The sequence below is a fragment of the Clostridium magnum DSM 2767 genome, assembly GCF_001623875.1.
Classification (GTDB): Bacteria; Bacillota; Clostridia; order Clostridiales; family Clostridiaceae; genus Clostridium_AM; species Clostridium_AM magnum.
Genome location: NZ_LWAE01000002.1, coordinates 508,912 through 525,449, shown reverse-complemented (window position 1 = coordinate 525,449; position 16,538 = coordinate 508,912). Strand labels below are relative to the sequence as shown.

Below are 16,538 nucleotides of genomic sequence, written 5' to 3'. Positions count from 1 at the left end.
CGAAAATCCACATTGTGAATTTTCGTGCCTAGAGCTTATTTTAAAATCTTTGTTTTATCTTGTAAGTTTAAATTCTATAATAAAAATATTTTTCTATAATTTATTATGGAACTTGTATTTCCTTTTCACTAAAACTAACATACATATTAATACTAAAGCCATACAAGCAACTATAGGATGATATAATCCATAAACAGCTGCTACGAAAGGAGTTAAAAATGCTCTTACAGTAGTCTTTAGTACTTCATTATGTGCTATAAAATTAGCTATAGGTGGTGAATTTTTATAATAGAACTTAACAAAAGCTGATCCAATATTATTAGTTAGCAAGTAATCATCTCTAAAATGTCTTAACAATTGAACTGATGGTTGGAATTTAGAACCATATGCTGCCGTTGCTATAAAACATTCATCGATAATTACTGTTACTTCACACTGTTTTGTTATGTTTCCATCCTCTGTAGTTGCTGTTATTGTAGCTTTTCCTTCTTTTACAGCTGTAACTTTTCCTGTCTGATCTACTGTTGCTACATCAGAATTACTTGAACTCCATGTTACATTTTTATTTGTTGCGTTATCTGGCAACACTGTTACAGTTAAAGTAATGTTTTTGCCTAATTGCACTGTAGCATTTGTCTTGTCTAAAGTTATTCCTGTTACATTTACTATTGTTGGTTCATTAGCTGTAAAAGTTAATGTTGTAACATCTCCTGCTGGATTAGCTCCTTCTGCTGCTACTCTTACAAACAATGTATGATTTCCACTGAAGTCTATTGCACTAAATGTATCTGCATCATATGCTACATATCCAGCGCCATCTAAGCTATATTCCATTCCTGCCGTCATTCCTAATACTGTATTTGCAGTATCATCGTTAGTTACAATTGGTGCTGGTGGCGCTGTTGGTGCTGTCGGTGTTACTTGAGTTACCTCAAGACATTCACTACTATGGTTATTAGCAAAATCCACTGCCTCTACCTTGAATTTGTATTCTGTTCCAGATGAAAGATTAGAAACATCATATGATGTAGTACTTCCATCCACTGTAGTTAAAAGTGTATCATTCTTGTATATGTTATAACTTGTTACACCGTGATTATCCTGTGCTGCTGGCCATACTAGAGTCATACTGTTTTCAGTAACATTAGAAGCTACAAGACTACTGCCGCTTGTCCAATAAGGCTTGCTTGAGGAGTCTGCTGTAGTGGTAAATTCAAAGGAGTAAGTTTTCTTTATGCTTGATCCATTATTAAATTGAAAACCTTTCTTTATTTCAACTACATAAGTGGTAGAAGGCTTTAGTGACTTACTTACTAGGTTTAGCCCTAAAGGCACATAATGTTGTATTTGCCAAAAATACCAGTCTGTTAATATTCTTTGAGGTTGTTGGGTTCCATCTTTATAGGTTGCCGAACCATCATAGATAAGTAAATTTGGAAGTACTACCTTTTCTCCACTGTCTTTTTCACGAAATTCTACATAATCTCTTACATTACCATCCATTTTAGTTCCAGGAAATCCATTATAAAAATACCATGCTAGTTGCACATTATCATAATCTATTAGATTATCGTATTTAAATTTCAATTTAGGGTTTAATGGATCTGATGTATCTGTATCATATCCAATTTCTGCAGCTTCAGAATCAAAAGCAACCATTTCCCCAGTGGTAACATTATTATCTGTCACTGACTTACTGGAAAAACTTTCTAACAAAATCTCATCTGCTGCTTCTACGCTGCCCTTTGTATAACTGACAGTAATCGGACCAGAAACCCACTTTGACATACTTAGTATTATTTGTTTCGGATCGCTGCCTAAAACTACGCTTGTAACAGGTACAGCCGCGGATACATAATCATTTTTAGGCTTCCCACCTACTGGAGGCAATGCCGTTATTGATTTCGCCATTACTGTGAACTGATCTTGTGTTCCTGCTGGATCTTTCATAGATCTGTCAAAGGTCAAAGTTATTTTTTTACCTATATGATCTGTCTCTGCACTAACAATGGTTAGTGGTGTTGTAAATCTTAATGTTGTATCTTCTCCTGCTGGATTGTTTCCTGCTGCTGCTACTCTTACTAAAACTGTATGTTCTCCACTTAAATCTGGCAAGTTTGATCCATTATATTGATTATATCCTTCAGCGCTATCCACTTTGAATTCCATCGTTGTATCAATACCAGTAATAGTATTATTTACATCATCTGCTGCTACTGCAGGTGCTGCTGGTGTCCCTAGTGTTACTTGTGACACTTCAAGACATTCACTACTATGGTTATTAGCAAAATCCACTGCCTCCACCTTGAACTTGTATTTTGTTCCAGATGAAAGATTAGAAACATCATATGATGTAGTGCTTCCATCTACTGTAGTCAAAAGCACATCATTCTTGTATATGTTATAGCTTGTTACACCGTGATTATCCTGTGCTGTTGGCCATCCTAGAGTCAGGCTGTTCTCAGTCACATTAGATGCTGTAACACTGCTACCAGTTTCCCAACAAGGCTTAGTTGAGGAGTCTGCTGTAGTGGTAAACTCAAAATAATAAGTCATTGTAGTAGTGAGACCATTATTAAATACAAAACCTTTGTCTATTTTAATCACATAAGTGGTAGAAGGCTTAAGAGCTTGACTTACCAAGTCTAATCCCAAAGGTGCATGGTTTTGTATCTGCCAGAAATACCAGTCTGTTACTATCTGTTGATTTTTAGTAGTTCCGTCTATATAGGTTGCGGCGCTATTCGGTCTGGTTAGTATATTTGGAAGTACTACTTTAGCTCCACTGTCTTTTTCATAAAATTCCACATGATTGTTAAGGTCATCTACCATGGGGTTAAAAAATCCATTGACCAAATACCATGCTAACTTAACATTGTCATAATCTACCTTATTATCATATTTATATTTCAATGTAGGGTTTAATGGATCTGATGTATCTGTATCATATCCAATTTCTGTAGCAGTTGAATCAAAATCAACCATTTGCAAATAAATAACATTATTAGTTACCGCCTGATTTGTGAAGCTTTCCAGCAAGCTTCCATCTACCGCTGCAACACTACCTCTTGTATAATTCAAAGTAATTACTTTTGGTGTTGGCAAATATCCTATTGGTTTAGACATATTCAGTACAACTTGCTTTAAATCACTACCCAAAGTCACACTCGTAACTGATTCAGAAGTTCCGTTTACTAATACGTTGAACAGCCCTTGACTCCCCGACGGATCTGCCATATCTTTGTCAAAGGTCAAGGTTATTTTTTTACCTATATGATCTGTCATTGCGCTAACAATGGTTGGTGTAGTCGTCTCCGCTTTAATCGGCTGTACATTTATCAGCAGAGACGAGAATATCATAATGAAGCTCATAAATATTGCCAAATAGTTATGTTTTATCTTTGCTCTGTGTGTCATAAAAGTCCCCCCCTTATTTTGAAAAGATTTAATCCCAATTACTTAATCTTGGTTTCAAACGCTTAATAATAATAGCCGCTAAAACACCTCCAATCGCACCATATATCACATGACAGATGGCTACATAACCTAGTCCTAATGTGAGAAATAACAATGGTATATTTACAATAATTCCAACAGCCATACTGGTTGCTAGTTTTGACAAACTTATTAAAGCTCCGCATATACCTCCTACAACCACTGACTCGAGCTTGTGTCTATATAAAGGAGCAATAATATCAATTAATAAGCCTGGTATAAAGTATTTAAAAAAGACGAATATTCCTTCTTTTCCAAGTCCAAAAATAACAGCAAGTACACCTGATACTATTCCCATTATTATTCCTGACCCGAATTTTGGTATAACACCTTTTCCTACCAAAAGAATACCCATCCACCAAACACTTGTATGCCCAGGCATTCGAAGAGGCATATGTAATATATCGTTTGCTACTGCATCAAGAGCTCCAAACATAGTAGATCTTAGTACATCTGTAAGGTTCATATTAAACATATATCTTTGCAGCGGCAAATTATCAACGACTTCTGCTTTTATTTCATCCTTCAATATCATCATCCTTTCAAACTATTTTTCCACGCTTATTTCCGTTATTCCCTTAACTATAAAATTTGAATTATTGCCTTTTTCATATAAGTTTACAGTTCCATTGTTTTCTAAATATAACTCTAGTTTGTCATTTATATCATTTTTATTAAGAGTAATAGATTTATTGTCTACTTTGCCTTTTACAACAATTTGTTTAAAATTACTATAACCAGCAGCATTCATTACTAATTGTAATGATGGTCCTTTATCCGTAATTTTTTCCCCTTGCTCAATATACTGTTCCATCAATTGCTTCAATACCTCTGCACTAATGAAGGCAGCCACCTTATTGTTTTCTGTTATCTTAATAATTTTGGCGGAGTTTACCCCTTGTTTCTTTACTACACTTTCCAACAAGTATGAGCCAGCTGTAATTAAAATAATTAACAATATACTAATAACTATATTTTTCTTCTCTTTCATAATGCACTTATTCTAAACCTTCGGCTTATTACTCCTTCCTTTTTTTCTTCTCCTAATAACTTCAAATGCTATCAATGCAATTATAAATAACCCTATGACAAAGTCTAACCAGTAAGTAGACATGTTTCCCATTAGACTTTCTGTTTTGTTAACAGTTTTGTCTCCTACTTTTTGTTCTGCTGATGGTTTATTCGAATTATTACTTGATTCTAAACTATTACTATTTTCTGTTTTAGGTTGTTCTGAATTCTTTATTTCATTGTCTTTAGGGGATGTATTTTGATTAGAAACTGATGTTGTGTTTGTACCTTGGGCCGTTTTTTGTTTCTTTGTCTTAAAAGAAACATCTATACCTTTTCCCCCAGTAGTAACACCAAGAGTAGATTGAAGATTCTTAGCTATTAAATTGGGACCAACTTTGATATGATAAGTTTTCCCTGGTTCTAATGGCTTTAGGGGTTGTACAAAAATTTGCTGTCTATGATCAAAATCAACAGTATCATCTATTTTATTCACATCAATGGCAACATTTGTGTTATTATCTGTAGACATACTGACAGATTTTCTGTTTTTTTCCCAAACAAGCATGTCAACAATATTCTTGTCAAACTGCAGTGTAAATTTGGGTTGCAAAGCTGATATCTCTCCACCATCTACTTTGGTTCCATCTTCAAGCGTACAAGAAACATAACTTAATGGCTTGCCCCCGCTTGAACCAGGAATGCCAAGACCTACAGCATAAACACTTACATTAATAAATAAGCTGCTGAATAAAAAAACAATTAAAAACAAAACATACTTTAGTTTGAAATTTTTCATTTTATGCTCCTTTCTAAAAATATTATTAAAAACCATATTCACATCGGTTGCATTATTATGAATTCATGAGTTATATTATAAAATCATCCTTAAACCTACATATATGTTATGATTACACCTACCAACTTAATACAATATTATTACTTATAACAACGTTTCTTCCGTTTACGTACATCACTTAAATAAAATCGACTTAGAGAAACATAATAAAACATAATATAATAATGGAAATCACCATTTTTTTAACACATTTTTAATGTTATACCATGTTTTACCCCATTATAATACATATGGATTATTTTTTCAATATTCGATATTATTGCTATTTTATAATTTTGTATGAAATAACAAAATTTCAACAAACAATTTTCCACAATATTAGTACTATTGGTAGATAAATATCATAAAACGTTAAATCATTCATATAAAATTCGAATTGTAAAATGCTTTTTTGTATAAAATCTAAGATCAAACCTTTAAAATAAACATATAAAACAGAATAATTTATAAGTTATAGAAAATAAAAGATAGGGGCCACTTTTAGCAACTCCTATCTTTTATTTTTTCATATATAGATGTTTTTAACTTTACTTAAAGTACTAGTGATGTAATCCAATACATTTTTACCGTCGGAGACTTACTCCTTTTTTAATTTTCCTAATAATTAGGACTCCGCCGTTAACTGCGCCAAAAATCCCCAATACCGCTGCGCTTAACAGCAGCCAAAAAGGATTACCTTTTTTCAAAACCTCAGACACTGGAATTACTGTAACGGCAATTTTTTCTTGCGGTCTATTTTCTCCCTTTAGTGTAACAGACATTGTCGTATTTCCTGCTCCGGCAGTAATGTCAAGTAACTTTTCTTTTTCGTACGAGTTCTTTTTCGTGTTCAAATCTGTTTGCTTGGTTACATTAACATTGTCCTTGGAAGCTGTCTTAGTGACAGCTTCTGTTGAACTGTCATCAGTCTTTGAATTATCCGCGGTAGAAGTCACTATGGCTTTGCCAGAACTCACCAATGAAAAATAGCCGGTGGTGCTACTGTTCACTTGAACAAAGCTTTCCATACGAACGGATGATACTTTACCTGACTTTAAATCGTCCCCTGATAAGTAAGCCGAGATATCATTGCTTTTCATGGAGTCAGGTACAGGAAACTGAACTGTCATAGGCTTACTTGGCTGAATTTTCTTGTCACCTGAATATAAAAGTAAACTAAAAATTTCGATTTCTTTTACATTTTCTCCAATGGAATCCTTGTAAGTTCTATATCTTTGATCCGCAGCATCCACTCTGTTGACAATCAAAGAAACGTTATCTGGTACGCTGCCTCTGTTTAACGTTACTGTAATTCCATTGACATAATCATTTAATACGATTTTATCTGTCTTCTGTGATGCTTTTACATTAATGATTGCATTATCAAGTTCTTTGACAGCACTGTCGATATCCGATTGCGGACTCTGATTGGTAATGGCACTTGCGGTATCGATGGTCTGCTTTAAGGTATCTACCGATTCCTTTAAATAGTTACCAACTTCAGTTCCAACATTGTTTTTTGCATCGTCATAAAAATCCTTGGCAGCTTGTAGCTTTGCATCAAGTTTTGTCATATCTGTTGTTTTTGCTGAATTCATATCATTGGTAATTTTATTTATCATTTGGGCTATGCTTTGGTCTGCCTCCGCTTTCAGCTGATATTTCACTACGTTATCCGCTTCATTCTGCATGGAACTGAGCTCTGCTTTTAAATTGTCGATATTAGTTTTAGACCACCTACCGCTGTCATAATTGCTTTGCGTCATACCATCTATAAATGACTGTACCTCTGCCGCAGTGGTATTCCAAGCGGATAAATCGGCAAAGGTCTGTACGGAAAACCTCATAGGTACAAAGTTTACGTTAAAATAATCCGTTCCGGCAACTGGTGTGTAGCTTGAAATAAACTGGTATTCCTCATATTTCTTTCTGTCATATAATGCCTGCTCATCTGGAGAAAAAGGATACTTAAGATAACCATAATAATGACCGATGCTGTCACCACTCAAAACCAGTGAAATTCCATTATTTGCCCTCATACCCTGCTGAAAACCAAATTCATATAAAGTACCGGGTTCAAAAACAAAATTGTTAATGGGGATTGCCAACTCATGATCGATCCCATTTGGAAATTCCAATAAATCTACACTGGTTTGAATAGGAGCCCCTAAGCACGAGGTAAAGTTTGATATAGGGGTAAATTTACCCTTTTGACTTTGCTTTTTATAAGCAAACATATAATTATAAACTTTCGGATTCCTGTTGGTCATTGCAAAGAGATCATAGGACTTTCCATCGGACTTCGCAGCACTTATATACTTCAATCCCCAATCGTTACCTGTATAGCTAGTTCCCCCGTCCTGCATAATGATATCACCGTTGGCATCGTATCCACCGTTGGAAAACTTACTGTACAGCCACTTAACTTGACCACTTTCTGTTTTTATAGCAAAGCCTTTTGCCGTGAAGGGGTTATTCCCCGTCCCGGACGAACCGAATACCCATACATTCGCAGACACAGAAATACTGCATACAAAAACAATAATTAGCGTAAATAAAAAGCATGTGAACATCTTGGATTTTTTCATTGTGCTTCCCTCCGTACTGTTATGAAGTGTAAACTTGAATCAGGTGAGGTTTCAAATCTCATCTGATTCTTAGTTGAACGAATCCAGGGACGTACCCGCTCTAATACTTCTCTGACGATAGGAAGAGAAGTATTAGAGCGGGTAGTCATCGGAAAATTGAGGAAAAGGAACCATTCAAATCAGTCCTAATATTTTTATAATAAGTTTTTTACCGAAGCCTTGCTTAATATAGATTTGTTTTGCAAGGCTGTTTATAAAACTTTGCATATAAGCAAATTCCTGTGCATCAGGCGACCTAGGGCCAAAGCGTGCTTTATATACAATTTTTAAAAATTCTTTATAACTCATCCCTGTTAGTTGATCATATTTTTGGGATATTTCGTCTGATGATTCATAAGCTGAATGATGATCTATTATTATCCCGTCAATTTTCATCAGCTTTGCAGCATAAGCATATATCTTTAGGGCTGCTTTAATCTTATCCGATTGAACAAACCCCTTTCTTCTTATTGCTTTAAGCGTTAAAAGGATAATTATGAATAGCAGAACTGCTGCAGCAGCTATTATAAAGAATAAAGGGTTGAATTTCGTGTTTTTCTTTGCCTTAACCGCACTGTCATTTGACAATGCTTTTTCCTTATCATTATAAAAGTTTTTGTCTTTCTTTACGATTTTTTCATCTTTCCCTATAGACTTGTCTGGATCTTTGCTTGGATTAAAGTAACCCGGCGTTAACTCCGCTGGAACCCAGCCTACTCCGTCTACATAAATTTCAGCCCAGGCATGTGCGAAGGAATCTTTGACGTCAATTACTGTATTTGGGGTTTTCCCGTAAATATCAACATAACTATGAGGCAGGTAATATCCCTCCACATACCTTGCAGGAATTCCTGCACTGCGTAAAAACATGACGGAAAGCGTCGCGAAATGAATGTCATAGCCACTGCCGGTTTTAAGAAAATTTGCGATAAAATCGCTGCCTGCAGGCAGCTTTTCTATTTCCGTTGAATAGGTGAATTTCTGCAAATAGCATTTGCGTAAAAAATCAACCACTGACTGATAATACTTATTTTTTAACGAATCAATCGTCCCTTTTGCAAAACATTCTTCAAGGATTTTTTTTGTTTCAGCTGGCACATCAGTATAGTTCTTATACACAAAGGCCCTATATGCTATTTCATTTTTTTCGTATTCTGCATAATTTGCATTGTGGTCAATATTGTCTTTGACCCATTTATTTAAATTAGCAATTCCGTAATCCGCAGATAACGGGGAATACATCGAAAAAGAATAACTTCTTGTTCCAAACAATCCGGAGCTGTTTATCTCTCCATCTTTCTCATATTTAACATTTTTGGGCGACAAATCCCCCATGGAGACTGTTTCATAAGGGGTATAGATATATTTGCTCTCAAGAGCTATATTCTCTACAGATATGTTGACTTTACCTAATTCCGGTCTGACGCCGCATAATGAAGAAATTTGGCTTTGCGGGTAAAAGTTATTTTTCCCAATCCATTCAAAGAGCCCTGTAAAATCTCCGCCGTAAACAGTCCCAGAGAGACTATTCCAGCTGTTATTGCTGTAAATACTGCCGACATACCCTTTCAGGTAGACAGAAGATGGCTTTTGCATTTTTACTTTCATTACGATTTCATCGGTATAGGACAAAGTCTTTGCATTTTTTAAGTCCCCCTCCGGCAGACGATCCACCAATACTTTTTTTGCTCCGTAATTATAACGCAAACTTTCTATCCCGTGAGCAATACTGAGTCTTACGTTGTTTGTTGTTTGCAATGGGATGTATTTATTATAAGGAATAAAAAATACTATAAAAATACCAAATAAAGCGGCAACAATTAATACCCAAGCAGTTCTTCTCAATGAAATAAACCTTTCAGTAAGAGTGTTGGAAAAAAGTACTGCCCAAATAATAATCATAAAAACCACAACGGGCAAAACAGCGTATGCACGAAAGTAAATAGTTGCAAACACAAAGGGTAACGTGAGCAGAATTACGGGTACAAACAGCCCCTGTTTTATACTTATCACAATTAGATCTGCGAATATCAGAATCACTGGAATCAGCGCCATAATTGTGTATAAATTCACATTGGCAGTGGAACCTATATCGTAAGTCAATATGCCCAGATGATTAAAGCGGTCGATTTTTGTAATAATGCTGTTTGCAATTATTAAATAGCCCTTCCAAACCACCTGATATGCAACAAGAAAATATAAGGCAATAAGCATCGGCAAAAACATATTTAAAAATTTGCCGAACTTGCTGATTGATAAATAATATAAAGCTGCCGGTATCAATATGCTTAAAATTATAATAAAAACACTGGAGCACGGGAAATCAAAAGTGCTCAACAGGCATAGAAAACTGCAAGCGGTCAGAATGATGCTTGAAGCCAAAACATATATCTTTGATGCCCTTTGAGATTTATTTATTTGTTTTTGTATTTGCAAAATCTGCATCTTTATCACGCTCCGATTACATTATGATATTTCCGATATCTTCTTTGATATTCTTGGGCATAACGGTTGTGATATTGGAATCGTCCGCAATATCCTTCGTTTCTTCTGTTACATAAATGGTTTTAACGGTTTGATATAACGCTCTTTTCGCTATTTCTTCAGGATTTAGTTTTGTCGTAATATAATACAAGACTAATTGAGTATTACGATAATTGCCTGCTTCATAAAATCTCAGAGCGGCCGTATATTCATCATAAGACTGTATGGAAAGCAGATCGGGAAGATAAGCTTCCAGTGCATCTACGCTTTCGATTTCTTTCACAATGAGTCTTTCACTGGCACTGTCGTACCAGGCAATGTTATGACAAATTCCCTTTTCAATCAGTGACTGAGAAACGGAAACAAAAGTCATCATACATGCATCGAGGGTTTTATCACAATTTTCATTTTTATTATTAAAAATTTCTAGTAGTAAAAATATAGGATAACTAAGTGAAAGCCCAAAATCTCTCACTATAAGTTTGCTTTGCTTTGCTGAAAGCTTCCAGTGGATTTTCCTTGTCTCATCTCCCGGGATATATTCCCGTAAAGCAAATATATCATTGACGTCCTGTCCTTTTTTGGTTTTCGAGTAATGTTCTCCGTCCCCGTTTATTTCCATCTGGTGTTGCATAGCAATTTTTACTTCGTATATTTCTGGATAAATCAGGGCGCTTTTGTCATTGTTAATGTTTTTTGACAAACTAAAAAGACCTAAAAAATCACAGACCTTCATTTTATTGAGAATTACAGATATCTGACCCGCATTCATATCTGAGACTGTGAATGAGATGTGGCTTAAGTTTTTGTTCCCTATGGTGCAAAACGTTTTGATATCACTCTCTTTACCAGTCAGGTTATTGCGGCATGTAAGATATAGTACTGCGCCTGAAACGGGGAAAAAAGATGAATTGTTTAGTGTGAAATTGATCAACGCTGCTTCCGATTTTTTGATTTCATGGGGAATTTCAAAATCAACCGTAATCCTTCTGTAAGAAAGGATTAATAAAATAAATGAAAAAACAGGAAAGATTGAAAAAAACAAAAGTAATATAAAAATAAAATATTGGTTTGTAAAAATATATAATCCTAGAATAGAAATAAACAAAATCAGGTATTGAATTCGATATTTCAGCATTTTTTCCTCCGACATTTATACGATAGCAGGGGCTTTTATCTTATCCAAAACAGATTCCAGCACATTTTCTACCGTTTCTTTTTTTATTTTTGCCTGTGGTTTAAGAATAAGTCTGTGACGACACACATCAATAAATATCGATTTTATGTCCTCCGGAATAACATAATCTCTGCTTTTCAGCAAAGCATTTGCCTTTCCCAGCTGAATCAGTGCAAGAGCAGCACGAGGGCTCACTCCTAGCTCCACCATATCCATTTTTCTTGTTGCTTCGCAAAGTTCAATTCCAAAGCGAATCACATCATCCGACACAAATATCTTTTGGACGTCCTGCTTAATTTCCAGTAGTTCTTCCAAGGAAATCACAGGAGAAACTGTATTCATCGGGTCCCCTGCCTGACGATTTTTAACAATATCAATCTGGCTCTCAAGACTGGGATAGCCCATTGTCAAGCGAACCATAAAACGGTCAAGCTGTGATTCCGGAAGATTCTGCGTGCCAGCGCTTCCTGTGGGGTTCTGAGTGGCGATGCAGATAAATGGTTCCGGTATCTTACGTGTAACCCCGTCAACAGTTACTCTGCCCTCTTCCATTACTTCTAATAGTGCCGCCTGAGTTTTCGGGGATGTACGGTTTATTTCATCCGCTAAAAACAGGTTGCAAAAAGCTGCCCCTTGCTTATATTCAAAGCTGTCATTTTTTTTGTTATAAACGCTGAATCCTACAATATCGCTGGCCATTGTATCGTATGTAAACTGTACACGGTGGTAATCAAGACTCATGGCCTTGGAAAACGCAACAGCCATACTGGTTTTTCCAACACCAGGAACATCCTCAAGCAATATATGGCCGTCGGCAAAAATAACTGTGAGAATTTTTTCAACAACATCATCTTTGCCTTTTATTACCTTTCTTACTTCTGCAATGATTTTTTCAGCTCTTTTATCCACTGTATCATCTCCTATATTTTTTATAAAAATTTTCTTTTTACATCTTTACCGTAAGCGATCAGCGCCGCTTCATCCGCTTTTCCAAGTACCGCAATGGCAAGGGCTGTCCTAAAACTTGTGCCGTTTGATACGCCAAGCATCCCACTTGAAACAAGAGGATTTCTGAAAATGCTCTGAAAAGCCGCGCCGCTTGCCTTCACCAATAAATCTATAACAATTTAATGAATTTTTAATTAATCCATAAGGTTTGCACAAAATTGTTAACACACTCCTTCAGTGACAACTAATACCACGTGCATGTAAATTTTATTATGAATTACAATTGTTACTAATTAACTTTTTCTACTAAATAATTTCCGCCATATTGTATAGCATTAGCACCGGAAAAAGTTGCATACCCATTTGCATCTACTGTTGCTTGATATTGAGCTGTAGCATTTTGATCTGTTACACTAAAGTTAGTAACATAGTATGTTCCCCTGTTGGTTTGATAATCATTATAATTACCATAGTAAGTAATCCTAACTGTATCACCAGGCTGAATTTGCTTCTCAGAGGATAAGCCTGATGTTAAACTTTGCACATCAAATTTATAGGTCCAATTAGTCCAATAGGTACTGAAATTCCCCTTGTAAGGGAATGCCATGCGTAAATCTCCTGTTGAAGTATCGAACATCGTCCACGCTGGAAATCTGAAAGCATAGGTCCAGGTACCATCCCATGGATATGGTGAATTTGGATTTTTATATTGACTTAAATCAAAGTTATAAGAACTAATCAGGTCTCCGTTGGTTGTATCACCGACAAACTGTCCAAAGGTCACAGCAAAATTTCCGACTCCTCCGGAACCACCCCCCCAAAATTTGCTAGGTGCAGTATATGCTCCCGTGCCTGAGAGTGTACCTGTTGTAATTATCTTATACGGGTCTGATGTGGTTCCTGTACCTGCATATTTAGATACAGTAACATCAGTCATTTGAGTGTTAATTGCTGTTGCTGCAAATACAGTACTGGTAAATGACAAACAAATCATAATCATAACCATCATCATAGCTGACAGATGACGTTTTAATATCGTATTTTTCATTTTTATTCAACCTCCATTACATCGCTTTTCGATGACTTAAATTTTATTAAATAATTTTTCCGAAAAGAAAGTGTGCAAATCTAAAAATACGTAAAATGCATAGACTCAATGCAAAGCATGTCCAATATTTAATTAACCGTATTTAAAGATCACTTTCTCTCCAATTTAGTAGTTCATTAATACAATATCAATTTATATAAACCCATTGTTTTATTCATACTCCCCCCCAAAAAATAATTCTCTTTTGATAAATATGGTGATTTTTACGAATATTCACTTAATTTTTCGCATAAAAAGCTGAATTTATCATGGTATAGGTTCTATATTTCATACTCTTAAATACAGGTCATAAAAACATTTTTCAATTTCATCCCTATGCCTAGGAGAATATCTAGTTATTAAAATACTCAGCATTCAATTATTTCATCGGATTGCTATAACTAAACCAAACACGTTATAACATGTTATGTCACATTATGTTGATATAATTACGTAATTTCATTATTCAATCGTTTATTATTATTTAATTATGTAACGTTACATTACTTTTATTATAATTACTGCATGAGGCAAAATCAACTATAAATTTTATGTTAATTTCAAAATAACCCATAACTAGATAATAGATGATAAGTTTACTTTGTTACACAATAAAAGAGAGGAGTCTCTTTATAGTGACTCCTCTCTTTTATATTTCTATGACTTATATCCTTTTACCTCACATTCATCATGAATAAATTTATATTTTTTTAACACTTGTTTATCCTCATGATGAATATAAAAGAAAATGAATTTCCTTTATTGTGTACGTAAGTATAATTACGAGATGGTACATATTGTATATCAATTAAAGTTTATACATTTAATTATAATAGGGGAATTATATCTATTCTTATACATTTCATTTATTTCCTATAATGCTTTTAATTATGGATAAATCGTCCCTTCCTATCTTTTCTTCTTTGATTACAGTTGTAGGATTAAGTTCCTTCCGAGTATATCCTTTAATAATTTATAATCATAATTATGATGTACTATAAATTCTTGCCAAAACAAATAAATAATATTAAACATCAAGATGCTCTTTACTCTCCATAGTTTTTCAATGCTTCAAATATTCTCTTAGAAATAGCATCATAACCTGCAGCATTAGGATGGAAATTGTCTGCAGAAAGATACTTATCTAAGTTATATCTAAAAAGGTCATAAGTAGGAATAAATATAGAATTGGAATCCCGAAAAATAAGTTGCTCAGTTTCAAAATTCCAATCATTAAGCAGTGCTGTTTTATCAGATGCTCCATCTTTTTCAAAAGGATTATACAAGCCAATAAAAACAATAATAGAATCTTTATTTCTACTCCTGATGGATTTTAAAATACCTTTTAAGTTACTTAAATAGTTATCCTCAACTGTTTTTATATCAGTTGACAGGGAGGATACATTAGCACTTTGAATTTTTTTAATTTCATTGCCTCCAATTGATATAAATATAATTTTTGAACTTTCAATACCTTTAAGTGTTTGCTCATTTTTCAAAATTTGAATCAACCCTGAAGATGTATCTCCATTAACAGCAATATTAGTAACTTTTATATCTTTAGTTGTTTTAGTTTTCCATAAACCTGCAAAATCATTTGCAAAACCCTGTCCTTTTTCATCTCCAATTCCCTTAGCAAGAGAGTCTCCCATTACTAGAATGTTGTAGGAATTATTATTTAATTCAACGGATGATTTGCTTTGTGTACTGATATCTATATTGCTTTTCACCGCATCACTCCTATTAGCTGCACTGGTTATTTTAAGAGAAGCGATAAATCCTGCAGAAAACACTAAGATACTTGTTATTGCTAATGTTAATACTGAAACCCATATAATCTTTTTATACATACACTTCCCCCTATTAAACTAATACATCTTGCTTTTTAAATACTCTAAAACTAACAAATAGAGCTGCCATAGCCCAAACATACAACACTATTATAGAAAAAACAAGACTCATACCTTCGATCGGCTGAAAAGAGCCAGTTAAGTATTTAGGTAAATTCAAATTAGTTACAAAAAAGTATTTAACAAGAGGCCAATCCTCTAGAAAAAACTGCAAAAACTCCCCTCCGATTAAAGTGGCCATCATTACCCCAATAGACGTAGCAGTATTTCTTACTAGTACAGAAACCATAAAAGATATTGTGGCAACACTAATAGCTGCAAACCACCCTAAGCCATATACCAATATTGCATACTGCCATTGAGATACTTTTACCACATTAGAAGGATCTAACTTTCCAGCTATAGCTCTAAAACCCGTTGCAACTGGTTCATTCCAGCCACCAGTGTGGAACATTACCGTAGATACAAGAATAGATATAACCGCTGCTTCTAAAACTACTATAGAAGTCATAATTAAAAGAGAAATATATTTACTTAAAAGTATCTTCCACCTGGGTACAGCTCTAGTTAAAAGTACCTTTATTGTCTTTGCCGAAAACTCTCCTGAAACGCTATCACCAGCTAAAACTATGACTAGTAAAGGTAAAAATAACAAAACAGCTTGTTGCATAAATTTGATTGTAAATTTGGCAGCATTAGGAGTAATCGGATTCATATTATGGTCTAAATAATACTGTAGCTGTTCAATTTGAATATTTATTGAATTTTTGCTAGAATCTTTAGCATAAGGACTATTAAGCCTGTTCTTTAAATCTGTAATCTGTTGATTCACAAGGGCTTCCCAATTGTAATTTTGTGTCTGCCCAGTAGTTCTTGTAAATCTCTTTATTGTATTCATATAACTGTGGTTTTCACCATATGCAAATAATGATATTAAAATCAGTAATATACCGGAAATAAGCAATAGCTTCTTTTTGCACAACATTTTAAGCACTTCATTTTCTATTATCTTTAGCACATT

12 protein-coding genes are annotated in these 16,538 nt (G+C 34.6%); all 12 read right to left on the bottom strand.

The genetic code is table 11. From position 1 onward, the window contains the following. Positions 1-93: 93 nt before the first annotated feature. The 12 genes from CLMAG_RS10000 to CLMAG_RS09950 all read right to left on the bottom strand — a co-directional run bounded on the left by CLMAG_RS10000 (position 94) and on the right by CLMAG_RS09950 (position 16,535). A complete protein-coding gene (locus CLMAG_RS10000; protein WP_066621635.1) occupies positions 94-3,417 on the bottom strand; it encodes a CFI-box-CTERM domain-containing protein in 3,324 nt (1,107 codons plus the stop codon). A gap of 28 nt (positions 3,418-3,445) precedes the next feature. Then, positions 3,446-4,033 (bottom strand): hypothetical protein, encoded by a 588-nt coding sequence (locus tag CLMAG_RS09995; RefSeq protein WP_242872994.1) that lies wholly within the window; start codon positions 4,031-4,033, stop codon positions 3,446-3,448. A 9-nt stretch (positions 4,034-4,042) separates the two neighbouring features. Further along, on the bottom strand, positions 4,043-4,486 hold the full coding sequence (locus CLMAG_RS09990) for a hypothetical protein (protein WP_066621630.1): 444 nt from the start codon (positions 4,484-4,486) through the stop codon (positions 4,043-4,045). Positions 4,487-4,498: 12 nt separating this feature from the next. Next, positions 4,499-5,305, bottom strand: a complete 807-nt coding sequence (locus CLMAG_RS09985; protein WP_066621628.1) for a hypothetical protein — start codon at positions 5,303-5,305, stop codon at positions 4,499-4,501. A 623-nt stretch (positions 5,306-5,928) separates the two neighbouring features. Next, entirely contained in the window at positions 5,929-7,932 is a 2,004-nt protein-coding gene (locus CLMAG_RS09980; protein ID WP_066621626.1) for a hypothetical protein, read from the bottom strand. A 174-nt stretch (positions 7,933-8,106) separates the two neighbouring features. Continuing rightward, positions 8,107-10,416 carry a transglutaminase domain-containing protein gene (locus CLMAG_RS09975; RefSeq protein ID WP_066621624.1) on the bottom strand — a complete coding sequence of 770 codons (2,310 nt, stop codon included), beginning with the start codon at positions 10,414-10,416 and terminating at the stop codon, positions 8,107-8,109. Positions 10,417-10,432: 16 nt separating this feature from the next. Next, complete coding sequence (locus tag CLMAG_RS09970) at positions 10,433-11,608, bottom strand: DUF58 domain-containing protein (RefSeq protein ID WP_082831865.1); 1,176 nt, start codon at positions 11,606-11,608, stop codon at positions 10,433-10,435. Then, positions 11,609-12,541, bottom strand: a complete 933-nt coding sequence (locus tag CLMAG_RS09965) for an AAA family ATPase (protein ID WP_066621620.1) — start codon at positions 12,539-12,541, stop codon at positions 11,609-11,611. A 20-nt stretch (positions 12,542-12,561) separates the two neighbouring features. Further along, a complete protein-coding gene (locus tag CLMAG_RS30700) occupies positions 12,562-12,741 on the bottom strand; it encodes an iron chelate uptake ABC transporter family permease subunit (protein WP_242873025.1) in 180 nt (59 codons plus the stop codon). Positions 12,742-12,869: 128 nt separating this feature from the next. Further along, on the bottom strand, positions 12,870-13,628 hold the full coding sequence (locus tag CLMAG_RS09960; RefSeq protein ID WP_066621618.1) for a hypothetical protein: 759 nt from the start codon (positions 13,626-13,628) through the stop codon (positions 12,870-12,872). A 1,085-nt stretch (positions 13,629-14,713) separates the two neighbouring features. Next, positions 14,714-15,517 carry an SGNH/GDSL hydrolase family protein gene (locus CLMAG_RS09955; protein ID WP_066621616.1) on the bottom strand — a complete coding sequence of 268 codons (804 nt, stop codon included), beginning with the start codon at positions 15,515-15,517 and terminating at the stop codon, positions 14,714-14,716. Between the two features lie 13 nt (positions 15,518-15,530). Next, the gene (locus tag CLMAG_RS09950; protein WP_066621614.1) at positions 15,531-16,535 is read right to left on the bottom strand and encodes an ABC transporter permease; all 1,005 of its coding nucleotides are present in this window, start codon (positions 16,533-16,535) and stop codon (positions 15,531-15,533) included. Between the last annotated feature and the right edge of the window lie 3 nt (positions 16,536-16,538).